Source organism: Streptomyces sp. NRRL S-378, from assembly GCF_000720645.1.
Lineage (GTDB): Bacteria > Actinomycetota > Actinomycetes > Streptomycetales > Streptomycetaceae > Streptomyces.
Genome location: NZ_JOBX01000041.1, coordinates 1 through 22,673 on the forward strand (window position 1 = coordinate 1; position 22,673 = coordinate 22,673).

Below are 22,673 nucleotides of genomic sequence, written 5' to 3' on the forward strand. Positions count from 1 at the left end.
CCCCCGCCCCTTCCCCGCTCCTGCCCCGACTCCCACCCCCGCTCCCACCACCGGCCCGCCGCGTGGCGCCGTGTTCCGTCCCGGCCGCGGTGGTCTGTGCTCCGTCCGAGTTCACTTCGGGTGCCCGTTCGGCCCCAGGGCCGAGCGCATGATCATCATGTTGGCTCTCCATCGGTTTGATACGGCTATGCCACGAATGCGACGGACACAACCGACCAAGGCGTGGGGCGCCGTGGCTGCGGTGACGGGGGCCATGCTGGTCGTCGCCGCAGCGCCGGGCCGGGCGCCCGATGGGACCTCCCCGGACACGACCCCCGCGGATCGCCCGCGCGAAGCCGCGGTCACCCTGCTGGTGGGGAGGGTGCTCGAAGGGGCCCGCGGGGCCGGCGAAGGGCGGTGCGCCGCACGGGTGTTGCAGCCCGGGCTGTGCGACGGCTGGCAGGAACAGCGGGTACGGGCCACCGCAGGCGGAGGGGGATCCGTACTGAAGGAGCCGGCCTTCGCCGACGCCGCCTGGGCCGAGGTACGGCCCACCGACGCGGGCGGGCCCCTGCAGATCGCCCTCGGCGAACCGGGCCGCATCACGGACGTGACCGTGCGGGACGGACACGGCCGCCACCTGGCCGGTGAACTGGGCCCGCACAACGACCGCTGGCTCAACACCGAGTCGCTGCGCGCCGGGCAGACGTACACCGTTCAGGTCGGCGCGCAGGACGCGGCCGGCAGCCCGGTCGGGGTGACCATGGCCTTCCGTACCGCGCCGCCCGCGGACGGCGGCAGGCTGACCGTCGAATTCGGGCCGGGCCCGGGCACCTACGGAGCCGGGGAGATCGTGACGGCCGCCCTCAGCCGGCCGGTCCCCGCCCACGACACCGTGGCGCGCGCCCGGCTGGAGCAGGCGCTGGAGGTGACCTCGGAGCCGAACGTCGAGGGCGCCTGGCACTGGGTCGACGCGTCGACGCTGCACTTCCGGCCCCGTACGTACTGGCCCGCGCACACGGTGGTCCGCGTCCGCAGCGGACTCGACGGGGTCGAGGTCGGCGACCAGGCCTACGGCGGACCCTCCGAGGACCTGCAGTTCACGATCGGGGACCGGATCGAAGCCGTCACCGACTCCGCCACCCACCGGATGACCGTGCGCCGCAACGGACGCGTGATCAGGACCATCCCGGTCACCACCGGCAAGGAGGGGTTCAGGACCCGCAGCGGCATCAAGGTGGTCCTGCGCAAGGAATCCAAGGTCCGCATGCGCGGCGACACCGTCGGCATCAAACGCGGCACCAAGGAGTTCTACGACCTGCCCGTCTCCTACGCGACCCGGGTGACCTGGAGCGGCGAGTACATCCACGCCGCGCCCTGGTCGGTCGAGGCGCAGGGCGAGGAGAACGTCAGCCACGGCTGTACGGGGATGAGCACCGAGAACGCCGCCTGGTTCTTCGACACGGTCCGGGAGGGGGACATCGTCGAGGTGGTCAACAGCGGTGGCGAGAAGATGGCCCCCTTCGACAACGGCTTCGGCGACTGGAACGTGGACTGGCGGAGCTGGCTGGCCGGCAGCGCGCTGGCCGACGTGGACGCCGCGCCGCCCGGTTCGCCGCCCACCCCGTCCCGCCTGCACCCCACCACCTGACGGGGCGTCCGACGGCGCTGGCATACCATCACCCCATGATCCGAGGACTGATGTTCGACTTCTCCGGCACGCTGCTGCGCATCGAGTCGACCGAGGAGTGGCTCGGCGCGGGCCTGGCGGCGACCGGCATCCGGCTGTCCGACGATGAGTTCCACGAGACGGCGGGGCGGCTGACGGAATACGGCGCCCTGCCGGGCGGCTCCGCGCCCCGGCGGATGCCCCCGCACCTCGAAGCCGTGTGGCACGAAAGGGACGTGAGCGCCGATCAGCACCGGGCCGCCTACGGCGGTCTGGCGCTGGCCGCTGGCCTTCCCGCGCCGGAGCTGGCGCAGGCGCTCTACGACCGCCACATGAGCCCGGCCGCATGGCGGCCGTACCCGGACACCGAACCGACGCTGCGCGAGCTGCGGCGCCGGGGCGTCCCGGTGGCGGTGGTCAGCAACATCGGCTGGGACCTGCGGCCGGTCTTCCGTGAGCACGGCCTGGACGAGCTGGTCGACGTGTACGTGCTCTCCTACGAGCTGGGCGTGCAGAAGCCCGACCCCCTGATGTTCCGGACCGCCTGCGACCGGCTCGGCCTGCCGTCCGGCGAGGTGCTGATGGTCGGCGACGACCGCACCGCGGACGGCGGGGCCGCGGTGCTCGGCTGCCCGGTCCACTTCGTCGACCACCTGCCGGTCGACCGGCGGCCGCACGGCCTCACACCGCTCCTGGACCTGCTGGGGTAACGACCGGCGGCGGGTCACCGTCGACGTTCCACCGGTACGGCAGCGGCCCGTCGCAGAACACGCACACGAAGTCGTCCTCGCGGACGATGCCGACCTCCTGGCAGCCGGGGCAGCGGCGGAACACCACCTCGTGCGTGTACCCGTCCGGGTGCCCGGTACCGGCCGCGTCCAGCGCGTCCGCGACGGCCGCCCACGAGACGACGTCGGGGCAGTATCCGGTCGACTGGTTGCTGACCTCGGCGACCACCCACGCACCGGACGCCGCCCGGGAGAAGCCCATCTCACCGGCGGCCAGGACCGTTGCGCCGCCCGCGCACACGACGTGCTCGCTGCGCCGCGGCGCGAGCCGCAGCACACCGGTGGTGTCGACGACGAACGTGAACGGCTCGGCGAGCTCCCGCGCGGGCAGCGCCGAGACCCACGCCTCGACATCCGCCGCCGACCGGATGCTGCGGCCCCCGGTCCCCGGCCGGACGAGCGCCGGCGGCCCGGCGGGCCCCACGTACCGGTAGGCCCGGTGGGGAAGTCCTCGTATGCCCATGGGAGACACCGTAGATGACGCGCCCTCCTGCAGGTGGTGTGCCGTCCTCGGGTCCGTGATCGGCATCCCGGCGGACACCGACGACGCAGCCGCGCCGAACCGCGCCCCTGTGGGAGACCTGTCCCGGCCGCCGCTCGTGACGCGCACCTCCCGGTGATGCACTCGCTGGTCGCCCGCGCCCCGCATCGGCACCCCTCCTGAGGGGGCTCCCGCCGACACACCCCGCGGCGGGACTGTGGTGCCCGCGCACATGGGAACGGGCCACCGGCGTCGCCGATGATTCCCGCCATGACGAGCGCCATCCCTCCCGGCTTCCACGGGACAGCAGCCGCCGCAGGCATCGACCTGGCGGGCCGTACCGCCCTGGTGACCGGAGCCGGGAGCGGGATCGGGCGGGCGTGCGCCCTCGCGCTCGCCGGTGCCGGGGCCCACGTGCACGTGGTGGACGTCGACGCGGCGGCGGCCGCGTCCGTCGCCGAGTCGATCGGCGGCCGGGCCCACGTCGTCGACCTGGCGCAGGCCGCACCCGTCGGGGAACTCCCCGCCGAGGTCGACATCCTGGTCAACAACGCCGGGCTCCAGCACGTCGCGCCGCTGACCGACTTCCCTCCGGACCGGTTCGAACTCCTCCAGCGGGTGATGGTCCACGCCCCGTTCCTGCTGCTCCGCCGGATCCTGCCGCACATGTACGCCCGGGGCTGGGGGCGCGTCGTCAACATCTCCAGCGTGCACGGCCTGCGCGCCAGCGCGTACAAGGCGGGTTACGTGACCGCGAAGCACGCCCTCGAAGGGCTGAGCAAGGTCGCGGCCGTCGAGGGCGCTCCGCACGGGGTCACCAGCAACTGCGTCAGCCCCGGCTACGTCCGGACACCGCTGGTGGAGCGGCAGATCGCCGCCCAGGCGGCCGCCCACGGTCTCGACGCCGACCGCGTCGTCTCCGAGGTGATGCTCGGCCGCTCCGCCGTCAAGCGGCTGATCGAACCGGAGGAGGTGGCTGCCGCCGTCCTCTGGCTCTGCGGTCCCCACACCGGCCACCTCACCGGGGCCTCCCTCCCGCTGGACGGCGGCTGGACGGCGACGTGACAAATGTAACGGTCCGTCAAGGTGCATCTACGCCCGGAGGTTGATGCCTGTTTCGTCCTGGCGGAGGAAGTGCCGCCGCGGACGCGTCGCGAAGAATCGGGATGTACCGATCACCGGCCCCACAGGGCCCGCGCCGAGGAGCCGCCATGAGCCACCCCCGTCCCGTCGTCCGCCCCGCCCGGCGACTGCACCGCGCGGTCTCGGCGACCGCCGTCGCCGTGGCCCTGCTGGCGGGTCTCGCCCCCGCTGCCAGTGCCGCGGGCGCGGGGGAGCGCACCGCCGAGGCGGCCGCCGGCCGCCGCCTCGACCGGGCCGAGCTCCAGGCCAGGCTCGACGCCGTCCGCGACGCGGGGGTGTACGGCGTCTTCTCCGCGGCCCGCGACGGCCGCGAGCGCTTCGACGGCGCCGCCGGAACCGCCGACCTCTCCACCGGGCGCCCGGTCCGTGCCGACCTGCGGCACCGCGTCGGCAGCGTCACCAAGACGTTCACCGCCGTCGCCGTGCTCCAGCAGAACGCCAAGGGCCGCGTGGACCTGGACCGGCCGGCCGGCGACTACGTGCCCGATCTCCTGCCCGGAGAGCGCGGTCGCAAGGTGACCGTACGCATGCTCCTCAACCACACGAGCGGCATCGAGGACTACATCGCGGACGCCTTCCCCTCCCTGCAGCAGGGCACCACCGGCAGCCTGGACGACCACCGCTACCGGACGATCCGCCCCGCCGAGCTGATCGGTTACGGCGTGGCCCGGCCGCAGCGGTTCGAGCCCGGTACCGACTGGAGCTACTCCAACACCAACTACGTGCTGCTGGGCGAGATCCTGCGCAAGGTGACCGGCCAGGACCCGGAGCGGCTCATAGCCAAGGACGTCATCCGGCGCGCAGGCCTGCGCGACACCTACTTCCCCGGCACCGATCCCCACATCCGCGGTGCGCACGCCCGCATGTACGAGAGCTTCTACGGGCTCATCGATCCGCCGCGTGACTACAGCGTCTACAACATGACCTGGGGCGGCACCGCGGGAGCGCTCGTCTCCACCCCGCAGGACCTGAACACCTTCTACCGGGCCCTGCTCACCGGTGACCTCCTGCCGCGCCGCCAGCTGGACCAGATGCGCACCACGTACGAGGTCAGGAACGAGCAGGGAGAGGTGATCCTGCACTACGGTCTCGGCATCTACTCCCTGGACACCCCGTGCGGCCCGGCCTGGGGCCACGACGGGGGCGTCTGGGGCGCCGGCACCCTGGCCCTGTCCAGCCCGGACGGCACCCGGCAGTTCGCCCTCGGGTACAACCTCATGAAGTATCAGCGCATCAACGACGCGGGCACCGGGCTGGACCCGCACCCGGCCGACGCCGCCATGACGGACTACCGCGACCAGGCCCTGTGCGGCAGGACCGTACCGAAGCCGCCGCAGGCACCGACGGTTCCGAAGCACGATTCCGTCGAGGCCCCGGCACCCCTGTCCCCGGCCCTTCCGGCGCTCCCCGCACCGCCGGCGGTTCCCGCTCGCTGAGCCGACGCAGCCGATGTCCCCGCCGCGGCGCTCCACCGGCTCGTCCGGAGGGAGCCGGACCGTCCGGTCCGTCGTGAAGCGTAGGGCGACGGCCCCGTACCCGCCGGCACCGTCCCGAACCGGCTAGGGCCCGCCCTCCTCCAGCACGGAGAGGATGTTCCCGGCCGGGTCCTTGAACCAGGCGATCGGGGGGCCGCCCTCCTCGCGGCAGATGCCCTTCGCGTCCTGACGGAAGCCGTCGTACCGCTCGAAGGCCACACCGCGCGAACCGAGGTCGTCGACGGCCCGTTCGATGTCGGGCACCGGGAAGTTCAGCACGGTGAAGGTCGCCGGGGTGTGGTTCTCCTTGGGGTACAGCAGGACGTCCGTGCCGCCGCCGAGGTGCAGGGACAGCAACCCGTTGTCCTCGGAGACCCGCAGGCCGAGGGTCGAACCGTAGAACTCCTTCGCGGTGTCGACGCTGTCGACCGAAAAACCGCCGAATGCCTTGCTGTCTCCCAGCATGGTTTCTCCTTCCGCCCCCTCCGGTTCCGGACGAACGCGCCGAACGCGCCGGACGCGCCCGACGCGGCCGGACGCCGCCCTCCACCGGTCCATCGTCCCTCCGAACGCGGGCGGCCGCACGGCCGTCCCGGCTCAGTACACGGCGGTCAGGGGCTCGTCGCCGCCCATGTCGAGCCGGAACGGCGGGTACGCGTCCGTCATCAGGCAGGCGTAGGCGGCGACCCGGAGCACCCACCGGTTGAGGCCGATGACCAGGTCGAACAGGTCGCGGGGGTACTTCTCGGTGAAGGCCAGGGTGACGACGGCGATCAGGGCGAGGAGCCCGATGAGTCCTGCACCCCCCATGCCGCTGTGCACGGCGCCGGTGAAGATGCCGATCACGAGGTACTGCGGGATGGCGAGGAGCCACCACTTCACCAGGACCAGGCCCCGGGAGAGCCGCTCGGGATAGGCGATGTCCAGCCTGGCCGGGTAGTCGGGCTCGGGGCCGAGGCTGAAGGGCGGGTACCGGTCGGTACCGAGGGCGCCGTACGCGTAGTACGAGACCCGCCAGGACCAGCGGAGCACTCCGAGGTTGAAGTCGAACAGTGCGCGCGGGTAGCGCTCGGTGAAGAGGACCGCGAAGAAGGCGATCACGCTGATGACGAGGAACGCGAGCCACAGGAAGGCGAGTACGACGTAGTGGGGGATCGCGAGGATCCACTTGACCAGCCACAGCCAGCGCGACAGGGGTGCGTCCAGCCTGGCCGACACCGTGACCGGCGGATAGGGGGTCTGCATGGTCATGCGCTCACCTCATCGCGTTGCCTCGCCCCTCCATCCTCCTTCCGGCCCGAGGCCCCCGCACTCCACCCGTCCCGGGCGCCCGGCAGAGCGTCCCGGCGCGAGGGCGGGCGGGGGCGGGGCCGCCGGAGTGCCGGGTCAGGGGTGGGTGGGCAGGTGACGGCTCGGGCAGGGGCGGGTCGCTGCGGGGAGGAGCCGGATCTGCTCGCCGGCCCGGGCGGCGTCGTGCACCGGCTGCCGCGAACGCCGAGCCCGGATGCGCGGGAGACGACCGCTCGCACCACATGCGCCGGCGTACGCCCCGCGCCGCACGGCGCTACGCCGCGCCGCGAGGACGGACCCGCCCGCGCCCGTAAGAGCATGGCGCCGGTCCGCCGTTCTCCCGTGCGCCCCCCATGTGCCCCTTCGGTGGCTCCCGCCGCCGCGCGTACGGTTCCGGGCCATGAGCGGATACGCGATGGAATCGGCCACCCCGGCGGAAATCGGCACCCAGGCCCTGCCGCCCTCCGATCAGTGGGCCACGGCCCCCGTGGTACCGGCACCGGTCTGCCGCTTCGAGAACTTCCTCGGCGCGGAACGCGCCGGCACCCTGCTGTCGTACGCGATCTCCCGGGAGGCCGACTTCCACGCGGGGACGGTCCTCGACCCTCTCTCGGGCCAGGTCTCCCACAAGGGCCGCAGCTCCCTCGTCCTCCCCGTGACCAGCTCCGTCTTCAGCGCCCACCTGGCGGACTGCCTGCCGCTCGTCCAGGAGGTCCTCGGTCACCGCGCGGCCCTCACCCAGACCCTGACGGTCCTGACGTCGCACGGCGAAGGGGGCCACTACGGCATCCACACCGACGCCTCACGGGTCCGCGACGTCGGTACGGCCCTCTCCGCGGTGTACTACCTCCACCGCACACCGCGCGGCTTCGGCGGCGGCCAGCTCCGGCTCTACGACACCCTGCTCGCCGACGGCGGGGCCCGGCCGGCGGAGTCGTACCGCACCATCGAGCCCGAGCACGACACCATCGTGTTCTTCCCGGCCGGCGCGTTCCACGAGGTCGTCCCGTCCACCTGCCCCAGCGGCCACTTCGCCGACCACCGCTTCACCCTCACCACGTGGATCAGCGGCACCGGGCCCGCGGCCACGGAGTCCGGCGACCCCTTCCGGATCTGGCCGTGGCTCGCCCACGCGGCCGAACGCACCCGCCCGCTCGCCGACGTCGCACACGACCACGACGGCGCCAGCCCCATCGCCCTCCCGGCCGCCGACCCGGCCACCCGCCTCACCCTCCCCACGCCCCGCAGGACGCCGTAGCGGCGGCCCGCCCGCGGCGCCGGAGAGGCACGGGGGCCTGAGTACGCGTACTCAGGCCCCCGGCGATCGACGACGGAAAGCTGGGGCCATGTACTCCGACCACCCCATGAAGGCCGTGAACTCCTCTCCCGCGAAGCGGTGTCGCGCCCTGCCCGCGTCGGCCGCGGCAGCCGCCACCGGTGCGGCTCTCGCCTGCGGCGCCGTGTGGTTCTTCGCCCGGGTCGACCGCCACGACGAACGGGCGTGCGCGACGACGGACGGCCTCTGCTGGACCTGGTGGGACTGGGCGTCCGTCCCCCTCACCCTCACGGTCGCCCTGATCTCCCTGATGGCCGTCTACAAGAGGCTGGACATCACGCCCCGCCTCGCGGTCGTCCCGCCGACCGTCCTGCTGGCGCCGCTGCCGCTCACCGCCGCGGCCGCGGTCGCCGACTGGTGGGGCGCCGCACTCGCCGGCGCGGCGTGGGCGGGCGGGCTCGCACTGGCCACGTGGGACCGCCACCGGATCCCGGCCCTCGCCGCCGCGGCTGCGCTCCTCATCGCCTCGCTCGGCACGCTGTACCGCTGACCGGCCCCCCTTCCGCCCGCTCGCACCCTCCGACTCGCCCGATCGGTCCCGGTGGCGACAGCATGGAGGGAGAGCGGTCGTTCGGCGGGACGGTCTCGGGAGGAGGCGACACGGACAGTGAGCAGACATCGCTTTGCGTTCTGCGGTGCTCAACTCGCCGCCGTCTACGTGGCCGCCGACCAGGACCGGGAACTCCATCTGGCCGAACTGACCGGAAACCGCGGCGTGCTGTACGGACTGCCCGCGATCCTCGCCGTGGCCGGTCATTCGCCCGCCGCCAACGCCTTCCGCTCCGGCCGCCCGCTGTGGCTGACCCCCAAGGAACTCGCCACGTTCATCGAGGAGGATCCCCACCACTTCCCCACCCGGGTCCGGGACGGAGAGCCGAGCTCGCCGGCCCGCATCTCGCTGGGCGCCCTGCCCCTGGGACACGGCGACCAGGAACTCGGCTGCCTGGTCGTCGCCGGCGACGTCGGGGAGGGCTTCAGCGCCGACGACCGCAGCCTGCTCGAGCTGTACGCCGACCAGGTGGCCGCCGGACTCGAGTCGGTCGCCGCCCGCTTCGCCGGGCGCAGGGCCCCGCAGGCACATCTCGTCCAGTCCCTCGTCCCCGACCAGGGCGGCGCCTTCATCCTCGACCTCGGCACCGGCCGCATGGAGGCCCACGCGCACGTGCTGGAACTGCTCGGCCTGTCCCCCGAGCAGTTCGACGGGCAGGTGGAGACCCTGCTCGCCTGCGCCGTCCCGGACGACATGCCCGCGCTGATGGCCGTCGTCGAGCCGGACCGGCTGGCCGCCGCCGGACAGCAGCTGGCGTTCCGTATCCGCCGCCCGGGCGGCGAGCTGCGCTGGCTGGGGCTGCGCTGCCGGGTGGAGGCGGACCCCGACGGCACCCCACAGCGCGTCCTGGGCGTGGTCGCCGACGCCTCCTACCTGCGGCCCAGCGCCGACGAGGTCTCCCTCGTGCAGCGGTTGTCGGCCACGCTCGCGGGGGCGGCGACCATCCGAGAGGTCAGCCGGCTGGCGGTCGCCGCCCTGCGCGAGCCGCTCGGTGCTTCCCGGGTCGCGGTCGGCGAGCTGGAGCCCGAACGGCTCATCGTCACCGCACTCGACCCCCCGGAGCCGGACGCCTGGCCCGAGGCCTGGCGCGCCGAATGGCGCTCCGAGTGGCCCGACGTGTCACTCGGCGACCTGCCCACCCTGCAGAGCGCACTCCGGGCCGGCCACATGAGCCTGTGGCCGCCGGGCGCGGCGCTCGAACCCGGCCTCCTCGGCGTCGGGCCCGGCGGCCTCGCCGTGCTGCCGCTGCCCGCCGAGGGCAGGATGGTCGGGGTCTGCCTCGTGGGGTGGGACGAGGAACACGGGTTCGCGCCGGAGGAGCGGTCCCTGCTGACCGCGACCGCAGGACTGGTCGGGCAGGCACTGGTGCGCGCCCACGCACTGGACGCCGGCCACGAACTCGCCACCATGCTCCAGCGCAGCCTGCTGCCCCGCAAGCTCCCGGAGCTGCCGGGCGGGGTCGCCGTCGCCCGCTACCTGCCCGCGACGGCGGGACTGGAGGTCGGCGGCGACTGGTACGACGTCATCCCGCTCGGCGACGCCCACGTGGCCTTCGTCATCGGGGACGTACAGGGCCACAGCGCCGGCGCCGCCACCATCATGGGCCAGATGCGCACGGCGGTCAGGGCCTACGCGGTGGAGGGCCACCCGCCCGACGTGGTGGTCGCGCGGGCCAACCGCCTGCTCGTCGGCATGGAGACCGATCTGTTCGCCACGTGTACGTACGTGGACCTCGACATGGAGGAAGGCATCGCCAGGGTCGTCCGAGCGGGCCACCTGCCGCCGCTCCTGCGCCATCCCGACGGCGTCGCCGAGGAGATGCCGGTCGAGGGCGGGCCGCCCCTGGGAGTGCTCGCGGAGGCCGAATTCCCCATGACCGAACTGGGGCTGCTCCCCGGGACCCTGCTCGTCCTGCTGACGGACGGCCTGGTCGAGTCCGCCCGGCTGCCCCTGGAGGAGGGCATGCGGCGGGTGTGCGAGGACCTCGCCGAGGCCGACCCCCAGGATGTCGGGGGCGTCGCCGACGAGTTGGTCGCCGGCGTGCGCCGTCGCGACGACGACGTGGCACTCCTGCTGCTGCGCTACGACGGCACCGCGGGCCGGCCCAAGCGGGGCCACTGGACGGTGTGGCGCCTGCCCAAGGCCGTCCTGCACGCGCGCCGCTTCACCGCGCGCACGCTGCGGTCCTGGGGTGTGGTGCAGGAGATCGACACGGCTCTGCTGATCGTGTCCGAGCTGGTCACCAACGCGATCGCGCACACGCAGGGCGAGGTGGGGATGGACCTGACCCTGTCGGCGGACCGGCTGCGGATCTCCGTGAACGACGCGTCGCCGCGCAGCCCCGTCAAACCGGTGTCGGTCAGCTGGGAGTCGACCGGCGGCCGTGGCCTGCTCATCGTCGAGGCGACGGCGACGGCCTGGGGCTCCGTGCCGCTCAGCGGCGGCAAGCAGGTCTGGGCCGAGATCCCCTGGCACGCCCCGACCACCTGAACCCGCCCCGACCGGGCAGGGATCCGCCGGGGAGTCGAGCGGGGTCCACGTCTCGCCCTCCGGGGGCACCTCGCGTACCGGAACGGGCAGCGGGACCCCGCAGGCGGCTCAGTGAAAGGCGGCCACGGAACGATGATCCCCTCGGACCGCACGGCGTGGGAGGGCGGGGTCGGGCGGCCACCGCGAGTCGGGCGCAGCGGCGGCAGGCGCGGGCGGAGGCGGCGATCTTCGCATGGAAGACGATGGCCACCGCGCCGACGAGCGCACAGAGCGACGGGCCCGGCGTCAGGAGCGCGTTGGTGGTGAGCGTGAACGCGCTCAGCGCGAAGGCGACGGCCGCGGTGGTACCCGTCCAGGCGACCATGACCGGCAACCGGTCGGGGCTGGACCCGATCATGCCGGGCTCGCGGGGTGCGCGGTCTGCGAGCACGGCCCGATGGAAGGCATTCGGCAGACGGCCGGCTCCGGATCCCCGCTGGAACCGCGCATCGGTTTCTCGCGGGCCGTCCGCTGCGGCGACCACGTGGCCGGCGCCGGCGCCGGCGCCGGCGGCACGGCACGCACGGCTCATGCGGCTCCGAGGAAGCCCGGTCATGCGGCTCCGAGGAACCCCGGATCGGTGCCGTCGAGCCGAAGGTACGACTCCCGGCCCAGTCCGAGGAGTTCCGCCATCGGCACGGCCCGCCGGCTCGTCGTCGCCAGGTCCCGGCGGGCCTCGGCCGACCACAACGGCGGGAAGAGCGACAGGCCCTGACGGCCGTTCAGTCCGGCGACCTCAGCGCACCGGCCGTCCCACCGCAGGCCTTCGTAGAACTCCTGCAGCCCTCCCGCGAGGATCCACGACAGCCATGCCGAGTGCCCGGCTCCCAGGGCCTCCCAGCCGAGGGAGTCGGGGGCGAAGTAGACGACCTCGCCCGGCTCGCCGGGCCGGCCGGACCGGCGGGCGTCTCTTCCGTTGAGGGCGAAGACACCGCCCAGCACGTCGTGCGCCACCACGAGACCCGCCTCCGGCCGCCAGGCCGGATCGAAGGACGAGGGCATCGCGTTGACCTCGGCCAGGCCGGGGAGCCCACCGGGTCCGGCGTCACCGGGGCTGCCGTAGATCCGCAGCCATCCGCCGTCCACGAGCAGACCACCGCAACGCAGCACGATGCCACCCAGGTTCGACCGGGCGGAGACCTGCAGTTGCCCCAGGCAGGCGCGAGCCGCCGCAGCGTCGACGGGCAGCACCTCGACCGGTACGTCGGTTGCGGACAGCTCCTGGACGAGGAGCGGCCAGGCCGGGTCCTCGACGTCGATCAGCTCATCGATCTCGCGCATCCGCGCATTCTCGCCCGGGGCGGTCGATGGCGACGAGTTCGACCTCGAAGCCGTCGGTGTTCACCAGGTACGCGGCGTAGCTGCCTTCGCCACCGGCATGCGGGTGGCGGTCGGGGAACATCAGACTCCAGCCGTGCTCGCGGCCTTCGGCGACCAGGCGTTCCACCGTCTCGTGGTCCTCCACGTGGAACGCCAGGTGGTTCAGCCCGGGCCGGCAACGGTCGTGGTGGTCGGAGGTGAGGTCCGGGGACCGCTCGAACACCAGGTAGGTCGCTCCGAGACGCCAGCTGCGTCCGTCGCTCCAGCTCTGGAACGGCGCGTAGCCCAATGCCTGGAGCAGCCAGCCGAACGAGACGACGGCCCGGGCGAGGTCGGGCACCCAGATCTCGACGTGGTGCAGCATTCCGGCGGCGGCGACCGGTGTCCTGTCGGACATGGCGCGTACTCCTCCTTCTCCGGGCACCTGGGACGGCGCTGATCATGATGACGCACCCCTCGCGTCCACTCCAGCAGCGCAGCGGGCACCGGGCCGAGGGTGTACAGGCGGTCGGCGATCGCGCATCAGGCCCTCAGCAGTCCACCCACCCACCAGTCGTGCGGCTTGCCGTCGTTGGCAATACTCCGATGGCGCAGAGTCCCCTCGACGGTGAAGCCGAGTTTCTCGGCGACGGCACGTGACCCGGCGTTCCCGACCATGGCCCACCACTCGATGCGGTGCACGTCGAGCGCGGTCCAGCCCCAGTCGCACAGGGCCCGTGCCGCCTCCACCGAGAAGCCCTGGCCGCGTTGTTCCTTGACCGCCCAGTAGCCGAGCTCCCAGACACCGCGGCTGATGAGGGTCAGGCAGTACGAGCCGACCAGGGCGCCGGTGTCCTTGCGGAACGCGCCGAGCGTGCAGTCCTTGTCCTCGGCCCACTGGGTGGGCAGCGTCTCACCGACGAGCTTCTCCGCGTCAGCGCGCCGGTACGGCACGGGCACCGGCGTGTAGAACTGGATGTCTTCGTCCTGGCACGCTTCGTAGACCGCGTCCGTGTCGGCAGAGGTGAAGGGTCGCAGCAGTAGACGGCCGGTCTCTATCGTCACCGGATCCATGGCGGCAGTATGAACACCATCTGCCCGCAACGACCAGCGAATATCTCCCGGGCCACCGACACCGCACGCCCCCGGTGCGGCGTCAGGCGGGGGTGCTGCCGTCGACCGGGATGTCCAGGTGGTCGGCCAGGGTGGTGAGGGTCGTCCCCAGGGGGAGTGCCACCCGGGTGACGGCGTGCCGGTCGCCGCGGGTGGGGTCCCGGTTGACGATCAGCACGGGCTTGCCGGCCTGCGCCGCCTGCCGGACGAACCGCAGGCCGGACATCACCGTCAGTGAGGAGCCGAGGACCAGCAGCGAGGTCGCGCCGTCGACCAGCTCGCGGCAGCGCGCGACCCGGGACGCGGGCACCGTCTCGCCGAAGAACACGACGTCCGGTTTGAGGACACCCCCGCACCGCGCGCAGGGCACCACGGAGAAGCCGCCGACCTGGTCGTCGGTGAGGTCGGCGTCGCCGTCCGGGTTCAGCCGGGCGGCCACGGGCTCGAAGCCCGTATTGGCCGCTTCCAGCCGCCGTGCGAGGTCCCGGCGTGAGCCGGAGGCGCCGCAGGAGAGGCACACGACCCGGTCCAGGCTCCCGTGGAGTTCCACCACGTCCTCGCTGCCGGCGGCCTGGTGCAGGCCGTCCACGTTCTGGGTGATCACCCCGGCGAGGAGCCCGTGCCGCCCGAACGCCGTGACGGCCCGGTGCCCGGCGTTGGGCCTGGCGCGGCCGAAGGTGCGCCAGCCGAGGTGGCTGCGCGCCCAGTAGCGACGCCGGGCCCGGGCGCTCGCGGTGAACTCCTGGTAGGTCATCGGGGTGTGCCGGCGCAGGCTGCCGCCCTCGCTCCGGTAGTCGGGGATGCCCGACTCCGTGGAGATGCCCGCCCCGCTGAGCACCAGTACGCCACCGGCCCGCAGCGCGTCGGCGACCGGCTCCGGGTCCGTGCTGCCTGGCCGCAGGTCCTCGGTGGCGGGTGTCCAGCTCAGGGTGGGGCGCGTACGCATGCGACCAGCGTACGGAACGGCCGCGGCTGCGACCTCCCGATGGCAACGCCGATGCCGATCCCGATCCCGGGGCTCGGCGGATCCTGCCGGGTGCGCCCGCCCGTCCCGGGGCGCGACCCGCACCCGTGCCCGCGGCGTGGCCGGAAGTCGACCGACGAAGGTGAACAGGGGGCTACGGGCTGGTAACTTGCGCGAGTTGATCAAGGTCGGAGGCGTGGCCGGCCCACGCCCCTCCCGGCCCGAGCCACCCCCCAGTCAAGGAACCACATTGGCACGCACCGTCCGTACGACGGCCCTCGTCTCCACCACGGCCCTCGCACTCGGCATCTCCCTCCTCGGCGCCGCCGCCCCCGCCCACGCGGCGGAGGCGCCCACCCCGCACCTGGACTCGATCGAGCAGACCCTGCGCCAGGTCTCGCCGGGCCTGGAGGGCTCGGTCTGGGAGCGCACCTCTGGAAACCGCCTCGGCTCCTCCACTCCCGGCGGCGCCGACTGGCTGCTCCAGACCCCCGGCTGCTGGGGCGACGCCGCCTGCACCGACCGGCCCGGATCGCGCCGGCTCCTGGACAAGATGCGCCAGGACATCGCCGGCGCCCGTGAGACCGTCGACATATCGACGCTGGCACCCTTTCCGAACGGCGGCTACCAGGACGCGATCGTCGCGGGCCTGAAGGAGTCCGCCCAGAAGGGCAACCGGCTGAAGGTGCGCATCATGGTGGGCGCCGCGCCCATCTACCACTCCACGGTCATCCCCTCGTCCTACCGGGACGAGCTGCTCGCGAAGCTCGGCCCCGCCGCCGCGGCCAACATCACCCTCAACGTGGCCTCGATGACCACCTCGAAGACCTCCTTCTCCTGGAACCACTCCAAGCTGATCGTGGTGGACGGCGGTTCGGTGATCACCGGCGGCATCAACAGCTGGAAGGACGACTACCTCGACACGACCCACCCGGTCAGCGACGTCGACCTCGCGCTGTCCGGGCCCGCCGCCGGCTCCGCGGGCCGCTACCTGGACTCCCTGTGGGACTGGACCTGCCGCAACAGGACCAGCTGGAGCTCGGTCTGGTTCGCGGCCTCGCCCGGCGCGGACTGCATGCCCACCCTGCCGCGGCCCGCCTCTCCCGCGGGCGGCGGGAACGTGCCCGCGCTGGCCGTCGGCGGCCTCGGCGTCGGTATCCGCCAGAACGACCCCACCTCGTCCTTCCGCCCCGTCCTGCCCACGGCAGGTGACACCAAGTGCGGCATCGGGGTGCCCGACAAGACCAACAACGACCGGGACTACGACACCGTCAACCCGGAGGAGAGCGCCCTGCGCGCCCTCGTCTCCAGCGCGACCTCGCACATCGAGATCTCCCAGCAGGACGTGCACGCCACCTGCCCGCCCCTGCCCCGCTACGACGTACGCCTCTACGACGCCCTCGCCGCGAAGCTCGTCTCCGGCGTGAAGGTCCGCATCGTCGTGAGCGACCCGGCGAACCGCGGAACCATCGGCAGCGGCGGCTACTCGCAGACCAAGTCGCTCTCCGAGGTGAGCGACGCCCTGCGCGGCCGGGTGACGGCCCTGACCGGTGACGGCGGACGGGCGCGGACGGCTCTCTGCGAGAACCTGCAGCTGGCCACGTTCCGCGCGTCCGACCGGCCGACCTGGGCGGACGGAAAGCCGTACGCCCAGCACCACAAGCTGGTCTCCGTGGACGGATCGGCCTTCTACATCGGCTCGAAGAACCTGTACCCGTCCTGGCTGCAGGACTTCGGCTACATCGTCGAGAGCCCGGCCGCGGCCGGACAGCTCACGAGCGATCTGCTGGACCCGCAGTGGCGCTACTCGCAGGCCACCGCGACGTACGACTACGCCCGCGGACTCTGCCAGGGCTGACGGCCGGCGCCACCCCGCCCCACCACCCACCGCCCCGACCCGTGCACTCCGCCCCGACGTGTGCGTTCCGTCCCGACCCGTGCGCTCCGTCCCGGCCTCTCCGGCCGGGCGGAGCGCCCTTCACCGACGGGCGGCTACATCGGGTGAGACCCGGTGTGGACCGAGGTGTCGGCGTGCCGCAACTCGGCGAGCAACTCGCTCTGCCCGACCAGCAGTTCGGTGAGGATGCGGCGAGCGGCCCGCAGGAGTTCCGCCACATCGCCACCGGCGAGGGCGTAACTGACCGTCGAGCCGTCGCGTATGGAGATCACAATGCCGGATCGGCGCAGTACCGCGAGTTGTTGCGAGAGATTCGACGGTTCGATCTCGATCTCGTTCAGCAGCTCGCGCACGGGTACGGGGCCGTTCTGAAGCAGCTCGAGTACGCGGATGCGGACGGGGTGCCCGAGCATCCGGAAGAACTCCGCCTTGGCCTGGTACAGCGGGACCTGCATGTGGCAACGCTCCTACCCGGGTTCTGACCAATGGACGGGGACGGCGTCGGTACTGCCGGGCCCGCCCCCGGTGACCATGACCAGCCATTCTCCTGTACCCCGGCCCCGACCGAACGACCGGTGACGGCATTCGGATGTGCCGAGTTGAAGATTTCTTCAATTCGTGGGCAAAGGAAACGGGGTACAGGAAAGCGGCTAAAGTTCCAGGTCGGCTTCGATGCGCTTGAGCTGGTGACGGGCCATGGCCAGGTTGGACTTGGCCTTGTCCAGGACGATGTAGAGGAACAGACCGTTGCCCCCGCGCCCCTTGAGCAGCCGGATCAGGTGGTACTGGTTGCCGAGGGTGATCAGTACGTCCTCGATGTCCTCCTTGAGGCCCAGCATTTCCATGGTGCGGGTCTTCGCCCGGATCACATCGGTGTTCCCCGCGGCCGCGACCGTCAGGTCGAGGTCCTTGCTGCCCCCCAGCGTGCCGAGAGCCATGCCGCTCGTGTAGTCGACCAGTGCCGCTCCCACGCTCCCCTCGATGGAGGTCATGGCCTCTTTCAGGGACGTCTCTACGTTCATCGTTGCAGCCTCTCGTTTCTCACGACCCTGGCCGGCTTCGCGCCTCCGGCCGGGTTGGACGGGAGGGACGCTACGCGCCGGATACCGGGGACGTGGCGAACATCAGGTATTCGGGGAGGATATGGACCTCCATCCGCTAAAGTGCGGGCCCGCGATCACCCGACTGCCGGAAAACACCGGGGAGTCGGCACCGGACCCGAGCGTTCCGCCCGGTGGCCGCGCGGCCCGGAGCGGCGGATCCCTGCAGCTCAGCACCGGTCGGTGCGCCGACGGCGCGCCTGCGCTACGACAAGGACGCCCCGGACCCGGCCGGTTGGCGTGTTTGGCCGACAGGAGCCGGTCTCGATCACCGGCGGGGCGTTGTCAGTGGTGATCGGTACGGTCGGCGGACCTGATCAGCTGAGGAGCGCCCGCCATGAGATCTCCGGCCGAACTGGACCAGGTCCAGTGGCACGACCTGACCCACGCCTACGGACCGGCCGAGGACGTACCCGAACTGATCAGGGCGCTCTACGGGGACGACGCCGACACGGTCGACGAGGCGATCCACGAGCTGTACGGCAACATCCACCACCAGGGCACCGTCTATCCGGCCTCCGCACCCGCCGTGCCGTTCCTCGCGCACGCCGTGCTGCACGTCCCCGGCAGACGCGACGAACTGCTGATGCTGCTCGCCGTCCTCGCCGACCACGACCCGGAGGACACCGGGTCCCCGCACTGGCCAGGCCGTCCCGTCGCCGCGATATGCGCCGAACTCGTGCGGCTGCTGCCGCAGTTGCTGCCCTGCCTGGCGGACGCCGCGCGCCCGGTGCGCCGGGCGGCGCTCCGCGTGGTCGCCGCCGTGGCCGATCTGCTGCCGGCCGAGGTCCGGGCCACGGCCGGACGCCGCGTCGACGAGCTGTACGCCGCCGACCCCGTGCCGGCCGTACGGGCGGACGCCCTGGCCGTCCTCGCCCGGCTGGGCCGCGGGACCGAGGCCTTCGACAGCCCGTTCAGCGAAGTCCGGCTGGCCGCTGCCGTGCTCGCCGCCGAACGGTCCGGAGCCCCGTACGAGAAGCGGCTGGTGGACGTCCTCGCCGAGGACGGGGCCGATCCGGATCCGGGAGAGGACGACTTCCCCTGGGCGGGCACCACCTCACCGGACGACCGGCTCACCCACCTGCTCACCCGCGACGTCGCCGCAGGCCTCACCGTGGCCGCCCGTTGGATCGCCTCCGGAGACCTCGGATCGCGCGGATCCCGGCTCGGCCGCCAGATCGCCGAGACCTGGCGCGACCGGGAGCCCGAGGTCCTGGACCTGATGCTCGCCGCCCTCCCGCACCAGAGGGACGCCCGCGGCCGGGCCGAATGCCTCACCACGATCGGCCAGTGGATCGAGCGCCTGCCCGAGCCCGGCACGGACCTCAGGGACACGCTCCACCGGTACGCCCGCTCGGACGACGAGAGCGCCGCCCCCGCACTCCTCGCCCTGGCGCGCTCACGCGACCCCCGCGCCCTGGAGCTGGTGCTGCGCACTCCCGGCCCGGACACCCTCAGAGCCGCCGCCTCGTCCTGCCCCGGGGCGGCCGACCGGCTGATACCGGAGATCCGCCGCACACTGGCGTCCGGCGCCACGGGCAACGAGGCCATCGAGCTGATCGGTGCCCTGACCGGATTCGGCGCCGCCGCGCGCCAGGCGCAGCCGGAACTGCTCGACTGCCTCCGCACCCGCCGCGCGGCCGTCGTGGCCGCCCGGCAGATCGGGCTCAACGGCGTCGTGACCCCGGAGATCACCGCCCTGCTCCACGAGGCCACGCACAGCATCGACCCCTCGCTCAGGGCCGCCGCCGCCCTGGCCCACCACCGCCTGACCGGTGATGCCGCCCCCGCGCTGCGCGTCTTCCAGGGCCTGCTCGCCGCCCAGGGCCCGGTCCACTGGCACCTGAGCAGCCTCCAGCCGCTCGGCAGCGCCGCCGCGCCACTCCTGCCGCTCGTCGAGCCGCTGCTGACCGCCCGCTACGAGTGGACCCGCATGGCAGCCGCCCAGGCCCACCACACGGCCACCGGATCCCCGGAGCGGGCCGTCCCGGTCCTCGCCGGGCTGATCGGCCCCACCCCGGTCGGGCTCTCCGCCCTCAAGGCCCTCGCCGCCATCGGCCGGGTCCCCGAGGAACTCCGCCCCGTGCTGCGCTCCTTCGCCTTCTCCTCGCTGCGCCTGCTCCCCGCGATGCCCTTCTCCGACGTCCACCCCGACGAGGAACTCCGCGCTCTGGCCCGGAGTCTGCTCGAGAGCCACTGACCCACCCCACCGCCGCCGTCGCGGACGTCCCGGCGGTGCGGGGCGCGATCACCGTGGGGGAGAGGTGCGATGGAACACGCCGAGCCGTGGAGCGGATGGCTCCCCCGACGCCGGGAGGCGAGTCCTGTGAGGACGTGTTCCGCCGCCCCGGCCGCCGGCCCGGCCCGCCGCAGGGCGAGCGCCGTGAGCGCCCTCGTGGCAGCACGACCCGCACAGGCCGTGCCGCTCCGCCTCGGCGACGGGAACCGTGGCGCCCCGCATGCGCCACCTTCGGATCGCGGGACCTCCAAGAAGCGATGGGGGGCGGTCCGGCGGGGCGTCAGCTTCCGTCCGTCAGACTGCGGTCGTGGACACCGATGAGCCGCGCTCCCGCGCGGTCGGTCCCGCGGCGCCCCCGCTTGGCACCCGACGAGGCCTTCTCCAGTCGCAGCCGCGCGGTACGGCCGCGCAGTGTCAGCGTCATCAACTGGTTGCCGAACCACGGTCCGCCGGTGCGCTCCCACCGGATCACCGGTCTCGCGACCCGTCCGTGACGGGCGAGGAGATGTCCGATCCCCTTGGCGAACCGGCTCCAGCCGAAGCGGAATCCGGCCCGTATGGCTGCGGGCACCGAGTTGTGCAGCGGTGAGCAGGTGAACTGGAAGACGCGGGAGCGCGGCTGCTGTCCGGTGGTCCAGACGGGCTCCGCCACATACGCGTGGTGTACGTCTCCGGAGAGCACGCACACCGTCGCCGGGGCGGCGTCGGCCCTCCCCACCTCGGCGACCGTCTCCGTCAGCCTTTCGAACGACGAGGTGAACGCCGCCCAGTGCTCCAGGTCTGCCCGTCGGCGCAGCCATTCACCGAAGCGCGCCCAGCGCGGCCCGCGTTCGCCCCGGCAGAGCACCGCGTGCCAACCCTCCGCGAAGTGGACCATCGGGGGCAGCAGCCACGGGAGCGAGGTTCCGATCAGCAGGTGGTCGACGCCGCCGGGGTCGTCGAACGCTTGCGTCCGCAGCCAGGCCTCCTCCCCGGCGTCCAGCATCGCCCGGTGCTGCTCCTCCAGCACCCGCGCGGCCCGGGTGTCGACCATCAGCAGCCGGGTGCGGCCGAAGTCCCTGCGGTAGCTCCAGCGGACCGTCGTCGGGTCGGCGTCGGCGCGTTCGGTGAACGCGCGCAGCACCTCCGTGCCGTCGTCGGCCGCCAGTACCGCCGCGTACAGTTCGTCGTCGGCGAGCTCGGCGGGGGAGAGGTTCCCGAGGTGCTGGTAGACCCAGTACGACATCAGGCCACTGGTGATCCGCTCGCGCCACCAGGGCGTTGCCCGCATGTCGGCCACCCAGGCGGCGCTGGTGTTCCAGTCGTCGATGACGTCGTGGTCGTCGAAGATCATGCAGCTGGGTACGGTCGAGAGCAGCCAGCGCAGCTCGGGGTCGCCCCAGGACTCGTCGTAGAGACGGGCGTACTCCTCGTAGTCGGCGACCTGGTCCGGCGGGGCGGCGGAGCCGGTGCCGGCGGCCCGCCGGTGCCGGGCGATCCACGCGCGGGTGTCGGCGGACGTCTCGTCCGCGTACACCTGGTCGCCGAGGAGGACGAGAACGTCCGGACGCTCGGCCTCCGGGTCGGCGGCGAGCCGGGCGGAGAGAGTGTCGAGGACATCGGGGCCCACCGGATCGTGCTCGCCCACGGCAGGCGCCGCCCACCGGCACGAGCCGAAGGCGACCACCGCGCCCGTCGCCGGGACCGGCGGCGTGCGGATGGTGCTGGGCGGCTGGGTCGAGTCGGCGAGTGGCCACACCCGCTCGCCGTCGAGCAGTACCTCGTACGTCGTGGCGGACCCGGGGGCGAGTCCGGTCACGACCACCAGTGCGTAGTGGTGGCCGGCGACGCAGAACGTGGGCGCCGAACCGCCGCCGCCGCCCGGGCACCGGACCTCCGCCGTGCAGGCCCGGTCGGCCTCGACCCACACTGTCGCGCTCGTGCCCGACTCCCAGTCCACGTGTCGCAGGAGCGGGCCCAGCCTCAGACCGGCCATCGCGAGTCCCCTTCCGGTGCTCCGCACGGTACGGAACGGCCGCTCCGTACAGTACTGAGAACGGCGGCGAAAGCGGCGCCGTTGTGCTGCCCGACCGCCCCGCGTCGGACGTGGCGGGCAGGAGAGCAGAGGGTCGGCAGCGACGGCCCGCGCCTGAACCGTAGCGCCGCCCGCCGTCCGGCAACGCGCCGCGACGGCAGGTTGGCGGTGGAGCTGTGGTCGGCGCTGTCCCTTCACCAGGCTCAGACGCGACGGAAGCGGACGAGATCCACCTCGTCCACGGTGGTGGCAAAATCGACCCGCCAGCGGCCGGCCCCCAGTGTGATCACGCCCACCCCGTTATCCGCTGAAATCTGCGCCGGGTCCGCGGCTCCTTCGAAAGCCGAATCGAACATGAAAAGGCGGCCGTCGGTCAGCGAGAGGCTGTCCACTCCGACGGAACGCCAGCCATCTGCGAGAGTCTTTTCCAGATCGGCACGGGCTTCACTGATCGGGTTGCGCACGAGGACCCCGCCCTCGCTGTCCCCCTCGAACCGGGTAACGATCTCACCGTCCAGGATCAAGGCCGGCTTCCCCTGGACCTCGACCCACCCGAAGCCACCGTACGGCGTTCCCTCGAACACCGGCGGACCGCATGCCCGGTCGTAGTCGCACTCCGGGCCGTTCGCACCACCCCACGTCCATTCCTCAGGAACTTCGGCGCCCACGGGAGGCAGCGTCCCCCGCCAGTGCTCGGCGGCCTCTGCCGGGACCACGATGACCGGTCCACCACCTGAATTCGTCCACGGTCGCCCGTGTTCATCGACATTGGCCCCCACGGGGCACCTCCCGCTGCTCTCTCCGAGT

20 protein-coding genes are annotated in these 22,673 nt (G+C 72.8%); 9 read left to right on the plus strand and 11 right to left on the minus strand.

All coding sequences use genetic code 11. The annotated features are described in order from the left end of the window. The first annotated feature begins 232 nt into the window (after positions 1-232). Entirely contained in the window at positions 233-1,630 is a 1,398-nt protein-coding gene (locus tag IH80_RS0125635) for a L,D-transpeptidase (protein ID WP_234432383.1), read from the plus strand. A 35-nt stretch (positions 1,631-1,665) separates the two neighbouring features. Then, entirely contained in the window at positions 1,666-2,358 is a 693-nt protein-coding gene (locus IH80_RS0125640; RefSeq protein ID WP_030963619.1) for an HAD family hydrolase, read from the plus strand. Here the strand turns inward: IH80_RS0125640 and IH80_RS0125645 are convergent. Next, positions 2,330-2,899 carry a hypothetical protein gene (locus IH80_RS0125645; RefSeq protein ID WP_030963620.1) on the minus strand — a complete coding sequence of 190 codons (570 nt, stop codon included), beginning with the start codon at positions 2,897-2,899 and terminating at the stop codon, positions 2,330-2,332. The two genes, IH80_RS0125640 and IH80_RS0125645, sit on opposite strands and share 29 nt — an antisense overlap. A gap of 288 nt (positions 2,900-3,187) precedes the next feature. Between IH80_RS0125645 and IH80_RS0125650 the strand changes: the two genes are divergently transcribed. Further along, a complete protein-coding gene (locus IH80_RS0125650) occupies positions 3,188-3,982 on the plus strand; it encodes a 3-hydroxybutyrate dehydrogenase (RefSeq protein WP_037881103.1) in 795 nt (264 codons plus the stop codon). A gap of 146 nt (positions 3,983-4,128) precedes the next feature. Continuing rightward, the gene (locus tag IH80_RS0125655) at positions 4,129-5,496 is read left to right on the plus strand and encodes a serine hydrolase domain-containing protein (RefSeq protein ID WP_051809919.1); all 1,368 of its coding nucleotides are present in this window, start codon (positions 4,129-4,131) and stop codon (positions 5,494-5,496) included. A gap of 123 nt (positions 5,497-5,619) precedes the next feature. Here IH80_RS0125655 and IH80_RS0125660 read toward each other — a convergent pair whose 3' ends face one another. Beyond that, positions 5,620-6,000 carry a VOC family protein gene (locus IH80_RS0125660; RefSeq protein WP_030963625.1) on the minus strand — a complete coding sequence of 127 codons (381 nt, stop codon included), beginning with the start codon at positions 5,998-6,000 and terminating at the stop codon, positions 5,620-5,622. A 132-nt stretch (positions 6,001-6,132) separates the two neighbouring features. Continuing rightward, a complete protein-coding gene (locus tag IH80_RS0125665) occupies positions 6,133-6,780 on the minus strand; it encodes a DUF4389 domain-containing protein (protein WP_107056899.1) in 648 nt (215 codons plus the stop codon). 445 nt (positions 6,781-7,225) lie between these two features. Here IH80_RS0125665 and IH80_RS41010 point away from each other — a divergent pair, with 445 nt between their 5' ends. The 3 genes from IH80_RS41010 (at position 7,226) to IH80_RS0125680 (ending at position 11,201) form a co-directional block, all read left to right on the plus strand. Further along, positions 7,226-8,083, plus strand: coding sequence for a 2OG-Fe(II) oxygenase (locus IH80_RS41010; RefSeq protein WP_158943608.1), 858 nt, complete (start codon positions 7,226-7,228; stop codon positions 8,081-8,083). An 88-nt stretch (positions 8,084-8,171) separates the two neighbouring features. Then, a complete protein-coding gene (locus IH80_RS0125675; protein WP_030963629.1) occupies positions 8,172-8,651 on the plus strand; it encodes a hypothetical protein in 480 nt (159 codons plus the stop codon). 117 nt (positions 8,652-8,768) lie between these two features. Further along, on the plus strand, positions 8,769-11,201 hold the full coding sequence (locus IH80_RS0125680; protein WP_030963631.1) for a SpoIIE family protein phosphatase: 2,433 nt from the start codon (positions 8,769-8,771) through the stop codon (positions 11,199-11,201). Between the two features lie 591 nt (positions 11,202-11,792). On the opposite strand, the gene IH80_RS0125685 is transcribed toward IH80_RS0125680, so the two are convergent. From IH80_RS0125685 to IH80_RS0125700, 4 genes are all read right to left on the minus strand, one after another. Then, the gene (locus tag IH80_RS0125685) at positions 11,793-12,521 is read right to left on the minus strand and encodes a DUF2625 family protein (RefSeq protein ID WP_030963632.1); all 729 of its coding nucleotides are present in this window, start codon (positions 12,519-12,521) and stop codon (positions 11,793-11,795) included. Then, positions 12,505-12,957 (minus strand): VOC family protein, encoded by a 453-nt coding sequence (locus IH80_RS0125690; protein WP_051809922.1) that lies wholly within the window; start codon positions 12,955-12,957, stop codon positions 12,505-12,507. Before IH80_RS0125690 ends, IH80_RS0125685 begins: the two co-directional genes overlap by 17 nt. A 125-nt stretch (positions 12,958-13,082) precedes the next feature. After that, positions 13,083-13,613 (minus strand): GNAT family N-acetyltransferase, encoded by a 531-nt coding sequence (locus tag IH80_RS0125695; RefSeq protein ID WP_030963635.1) that lies wholly within the window; start codon positions 13,611-13,613, stop codon positions 13,083-13,085. A gap of 82 nt (positions 13,614-13,695) precedes the next feature. Next, a complete protein-coding gene (locus tag IH80_RS0125700; RefSeq protein ID WP_030963636.1) occupies positions 13,696-14,598 on the minus strand; it encodes an NAD-dependent protein deacetylase in 903 nt (300 codons plus the stop codon). Positions 14,599-14,866: 268 nt separating this feature from the next. Between IH80_RS0125700 and IH80_RS0125705 the strand changes: the two genes are divergently transcribed. After that, positions 14,867-16,474 carry a phospholipase gene (locus IH80_RS0125705; RefSeq protein ID WP_030963638.1) on the plus strand — a complete coding sequence of 536 codons (1,608 nt, stop codon included), beginning with the start codon at positions 14,867-14,869 and terminating at the stop codon, positions 16,472-16,474. A 134-nt stretch (positions 16,475-16,608) separates the two neighbouring features. Here the strand turns inward: IH80_RS0125705 and IH80_RS0125710 are convergent, their stop codons facing one another. Then, positions 16,609-16,968, minus strand: coding sequence for an ArsR/SmtB family transcription factor (locus IH80_RS0125710; protein ID WP_030963639.1), 360 nt, complete (start codon positions 16,966-16,968; stop codon positions 16,609-16,611). 195 nt (positions 16,969-17,163) lie between these two features. Continuing rightward, complete coding sequence (locus IH80_RS0125715; RefSeq protein ID WP_030963640.1) at positions 17,164-17,535, minus strand: hypothetical protein; 372 nt, start codon at positions 17,533-17,535, stop codon at positions 17,164-17,166. 415 nt (positions 17,536-17,950) lie between these two features. Between IH80_RS0125715 and IH80_RS0125720 the strand changes: the two genes are divergently transcribed. After that, positions 17,951-19,813, plus strand: a complete 1,863-nt coding sequence (locus IH80_RS0125720; protein ID WP_030963641.1) for a hypothetical protein — start codon at positions 17,951-17,953, stop codon at positions 19,811-19,813. Between the two features lie 319 nt (positions 19,814-20,132). On the opposite strand, the gene IH80_RS0125725 is transcribed toward IH80_RS0125720, so the two are convergent. After that, a complete protein-coding gene (locus IH80_RS0125725; RefSeq protein ID WP_030963644.1) occupies positions 20,133-21,827 on the minus strand; it encodes an alkaline phosphatase D family protein in 1,695 nt (564 codons plus the stop codon). Positions 21,828-22,069: 242 nt separating this feature from the next. Then, a complete protein-coding gene (locus tag IH80_RS0125730; protein ID WP_078906745.1) occupies positions 22,070-22,645 on the minus strand; it encodes an Imm21 family immunity protein in 576 nt (191 codons plus the stop codon). Positions 22,646-22,673 lie beyond the last annotated feature (28 nt).